2 protein-coding genes are annotated in these 4,351 nt (G+C 70.7%); one reads left to right on the top strand and one right to left on the bottom strand.

Going from position 1 to position 4,351, the window contains the following annotated elements; genetic code table 11:
- Nucleotides 1-350: 350 nt before the first annotated feature.
- Nucleotides 351-2,624 carry a glutaminase domain-containing protein gene (locus ACWEN3_RS42330; RefSeq protein ID WP_452982832.1) on the bottom strand — a complete coding sequence of 758 codons (2,274 nt, stop codon included), beginning with the start codon at nt 2,622-2,624 and terminating at the stop codon, nt 351-353.
- Nucleotides 2,625-3,189: 565 nt separating this feature from the next.
- Here ACWEN3_RS42330 and ACWEN3_RS42325 point away from each other — a divergent pair.
- Nucleotides 3,190-4,305: an ABC transporter substrate-binding protein gene (locus tag ACWEN3_RS42325; protein WP_452982829.1), complete on the top strand. Its 1,116-nt coding sequence runs from the start codon at nt 3,190-3,192 to the stop codon at nt 4,303-4,305.
- Nucleotides 4,306-4,351 lie beyond the last annotated feature (46 nt).

The raw sequence follows: 4,351 nt of genomic DNA, 5'->3' as shown, positions 1-4,351 counted from the left end.
AGGCGCGTTGCGAGCGCGCCCGCCCCCCCGTCGGGGCAGCGGGGGTGCGGGGGCGGGGGGGCGCGCGGGGCGGGGTGGGGGGCCGCGCCGGGGTCGCCGGGCCCCCCCGCCCGCGCCCGCCCCCCCCCCCCCCGGCCGCCGCCTGGACCCGCCGCGGCGGCCGTCCCCATGTTCCGGCCCCCGGCCGACCGCGGCCGATGACGCTCGTGGACCGTCTTCCGTCCCCCGAGCCGCTGCGGCAGGTCACGCCGGTGCACCCCGCATCGCAGGCCGTGGCTCGCCGGCGCGCGTGGCAGCGGCCGCTCCCCCTCCCGCCGGCATGTCTCCTCGCTCGTCCGACCGGCCAGGTCCTAGCCGCGCAGGCTCAGCAGCGCGAACACGCCGCCGACCACCGGACGGGCCTGGAAGCCGCCGCTCTGGGTGTCCGCCACCGTGTCGTACCAGTCGGTGAACGGCACCCGCGAGGGCGTGGTGTGCGCGAACTCGTAGAGCCTGGAGATCAGCAGCTCGCTCACCGGGTGGCCGCGCAGCCACGCGGCCGTCCACATCTCCCAGTCACCCTTGGTGTAGCTGTGCCGCAGGTCGAGCGGCACGCCGAACTGGTTCGCCTGCGACAGGTACCAGTCGCCCTCCTTCTGCGCCACGTCGCGGGGTATCAGGTCGAGCCCGAGCAGCGCGTCCGGGTAGCCGTTGTACTTCAGGCTCCAGGTGCCGGGCTGGTCGTAGGCGAGCTTGAGGTGGTCCTTGTCGGTGTCCTGGGCCTTGTCCACCCACTGGCCGATGTAGTCCCGGGCGATGCCCGCGTACTTCGAGCTGTCGGCGGAGTTGCCCGCCGCGGTGGCGATCTGCCCCATGGCGCCGATGGCCAGGATGCCCTTGAGCGCGAGGTTGGCGCTGTGCGCGATCCAGCCGGTGAAGTCGTCCGTCTGGTTCTGGTTCTCCGGGTCGAGGGCGTTGTCCACCAGGTAGTCGGCCCACTGCTTCAGGATCGAGTAGTGCGCGGTGGCGAACGCCTTGGCGTCCGCGGAGCCGGTGCGCGCCAGATAGGCGGCGGTCATCAGCACCGCGTTGGCGGACTCCTCGACCGGCATGTCCTCCTCGTTGCCGTCGTTGTGCCCGCTCGCGTTCGGGTAGCCGGAGCCCAGGTCGTGCTCGGCGAACTTCTTGGGCCAGCCGCCGTTCTCCGCGTACTCCAGGAGCGGTTGCAGGATCAGGCCGAGGTACTCCGGGTCCAGGTAGAGGAACACCGGTATCGCCGGATAGGTCACGTCGATGGTCGACATGTTGCCGTCGGAGGAGATCTCCTTCAGGAACGCCCAGGGCTTGCCCTTGCGGCTGACCAGTTCGGTGCCGGCGTACGCCTGCCGCAGGGCCAGCGCGCACAGCGCGGCGTACTTGGCGCCGCCCGCGGCCGTCGCCTCCGTGCGCACCTTGTGGTCCAAGGAGGCGGTCCGCTTCTGCGCCTCGGCCGCGTCGGAGTGGAAGTAGCCGGCCATGTCCTGCCAGCTCGACCAGTACGACTTCCACAGCGGCGGCAGCTGCTCGCCGAGGTAGCTGACGGCGGGCTCGCGCACGTGGCCGACCGACAGGAGGGCGCGGGTGGAGTCGTGGACGCTGCCGAGGTCGAACCGGAAGGCGAAGACCGGCCAGCTGTCGTTGATGGCGCGCGGCTGGCGGGTGTCGGCGGAGTCGGCCAGCGCGTTGCCCTCCAGGGCGGTGGCGCGCACGGCGGTGTCCGAGCCGATCTGCCAGCTCAGCCCGGAGCGGTTGGTGGCGCTGAACACGACGGTGCCCCAGGACGCCATGTCGCCGTTCTCCCTGAGCACTCCGGGGCTGTCGGGAGTGAAGGTCAGCGAGGTCGCCGTCGTACCGCCCGAGCCGGACAGCTGCTCCTGCGACCAGCGGATCTTCGTCCCGGAGTTGCCCGAGGCCCACTCGCCGGAGATGTCGAAGTACAGCGCGACGTCGTGCGCCTTGCCGTCCAGGCTGCGCACGTCCGCGACGATGTACGACAGCGGCATCGACTGGCGGCGCAGGTCGCCCGGCTCCACGGGGGACAGGAACGTCAGGGTCAGCTGCGCGCCACCGGCCTCGAAGACGAACTCGGAGCGTGTCGCGGTGAGCGTCAGCGAGCGCTGCACCGCGCCGCGGGAGATCGGATGGCCGGCGACGCTCGGGGCGCCCAGGAACAGGAAGTTGGTGCCGTCGACCCGGATGACACCGGCCATGGCGGTGGTGCGGCCGGTCCAGAACGCCGGCCAGTGGCCGCTGGGCACGTCCGCGTTCAGCCAGGTGCTCAGGTAGGGCGAGCGCACGGCCAGCGGGACGGCGGGCGGCCGGATCGGGTCGAAGGCCGGGGCGACCGCGCCGGGGGAGTTACCGGCGGAGGCGGTGGCCGTGCCGTCTGCCGACAGCTCGGCGGCCTGCGCGCGCTGGGTGAGGCCCGGCAGCAGACCGGCACCGGCCGCACCGAGGCCGGCCGCGCCGGTCCATCTGATCAGTCCGCGGCGGGTGAGTCCACCGGCTGCCGCGCCGGAGCCGCCCGGGGAGTCCGAACCGGCTCGCGTGCCGGGGACGTTGGACCCGTTCGCGGGCAGGCCGGCGTTGTCGTTCCTTGGGGTCATTCGGTTCTCCTGGAGGAGCCGCTCGGGGAAAGCGGTGAAGGGCAGGGAGGTGCGCGCGGGGCGTGGCGGGCGCGTCGAACTGCCGGAAGAGCCATGGGGGGAACGCGCGGTGGCCCGGCACCGACCACACGGCTGACCTGAAGGACACTTCCTACAACGATGAAAAGCCGAGGCAGGACGATGACAGCACAGTATCGATGTCATGTCCACCCATCGGTGCAAACCTTCTCCACCGCCTTCCGGATCCCGGTGGGGGAACCTCAACTACCGTGTTGAGCTGCAGGTTTGGGCCTCCTCGGGAAGCCCTTGTGCCCGCCGAAGGCGCCCCGTCCCCCTAACTCGGGTCGTGCGAGGCGCTGCTGGCCATGGCTGGATGGAAGTTGTCCGCAACGAAGCCGAACTGATGTCTTGACAGTTTTCCGAGCCATCCACCACTGTTCCTCTACATCGTTGTACCAACCTGTCAGGCCAGGTCGCCCCACGAGCCCGCCCGGCTGGTTTCCTCTTCGCTCCGCAGCAAGAACTCCACCCCTCCCGACCGCTTCGACGAGGATGTGATCGGCGCATGTACGCCACCCTCCGGGCCAAGGCCGTCTCCGCCGCGGTGCTCACCGCCGGCCTCTGCCTTTCCGCGACCGCCTGCACCAACTCCGGCAGCGACTCGGCCTCCGGCTCCAAGGCGAGTTCCGGCGACAACACCGCGGCCGCCCAGCAGGTCGCCTCGCCCAGCGCCTCCGCCGCCGGCCCCGCCTGCACCTACCAGAAGTACGGGGGCGGTGTCCCCAAGATCGACATCACCGACGGCAAGACGGTGGTCGGCTTCTCGCAGTCGGAGTCCACCAGCAACCCCTTCCGGGCCACCGAGACCAAGAGCATCGAGGCGCAGGCCAAGAAGCTGGGCGTCAAGCTGATCGAGCGCAACGCCAACGCCGATGTCAACACGCAGAACTCGCAGATCGAGGACATGATCGCCCAGGGCGCCAAGGTCCTGATCGTGGCCCCGGAGAACTCCGACGGACTCGGCCCCGCGCTCGCCCAGGCCAAGGCCAAGAAGATCCCGGTCCTCACCATCGACCGCACCGTCACCGGCACCGCCTGCACCGACTTCGTCGCCTTCATCGGCTCGAACTTCTACGGTCAGGCGCAGATAGCCGCCGACGACCTGGCCGGCGCCACCAACAGCGCCGCGCACGTGGCGATCCTGACCGGCAGCCCCGGCAACAACGTCACCACCGACCGGACCAAGGGCTTCGAGGACCAGGTCAAGGCCAAGTATCCGAACATGAAGATCGTGGCCTCGCAGACCGGCAACTTCGCCCAGACCGACGGCCAGAAGGTGATGGAGCAGCTGCTCCAGGCGCACTCCGACATCAACGCCGTCTACGCCGAGAACGACGAGATGGCCCTCGGCGCCATCCAGGCGATCAAGTCCGCCGGGAAGGTCCCCGGCAAGGACATCAAGATCGTCAGCATCGACGGCATCTCGCAACTGGTCCAGGACGTCGCCGCCGGCCAGGCCGTCGCCGACGTCGAGACCAACCCGCGGTTCGGCCCGCTCGCCTTCCAGGCGCTGCAGGACTTCTACGGCACCACCGGCGTCCAGCCCAAGGTCATCATCAAGGACGGCCACTTCACGTCGAGCAACGCCAAGCAGGCCCTGTCCCAGGGCCTGGTGTACTGACCGAGCCGCCGGGTCCGGTGGCCGCGCGGGTCCTCGCCCCGCGGCC

The sequence above is a fragment of the Streptomyces sp. NPDC004561 genome, assembly GCF_053602155.1.
The sequence above is the reverse complement of the archived record's forward strand: the minus strand, read 5'-3'. Positions and strand labels throughout refer to the sequence as shown.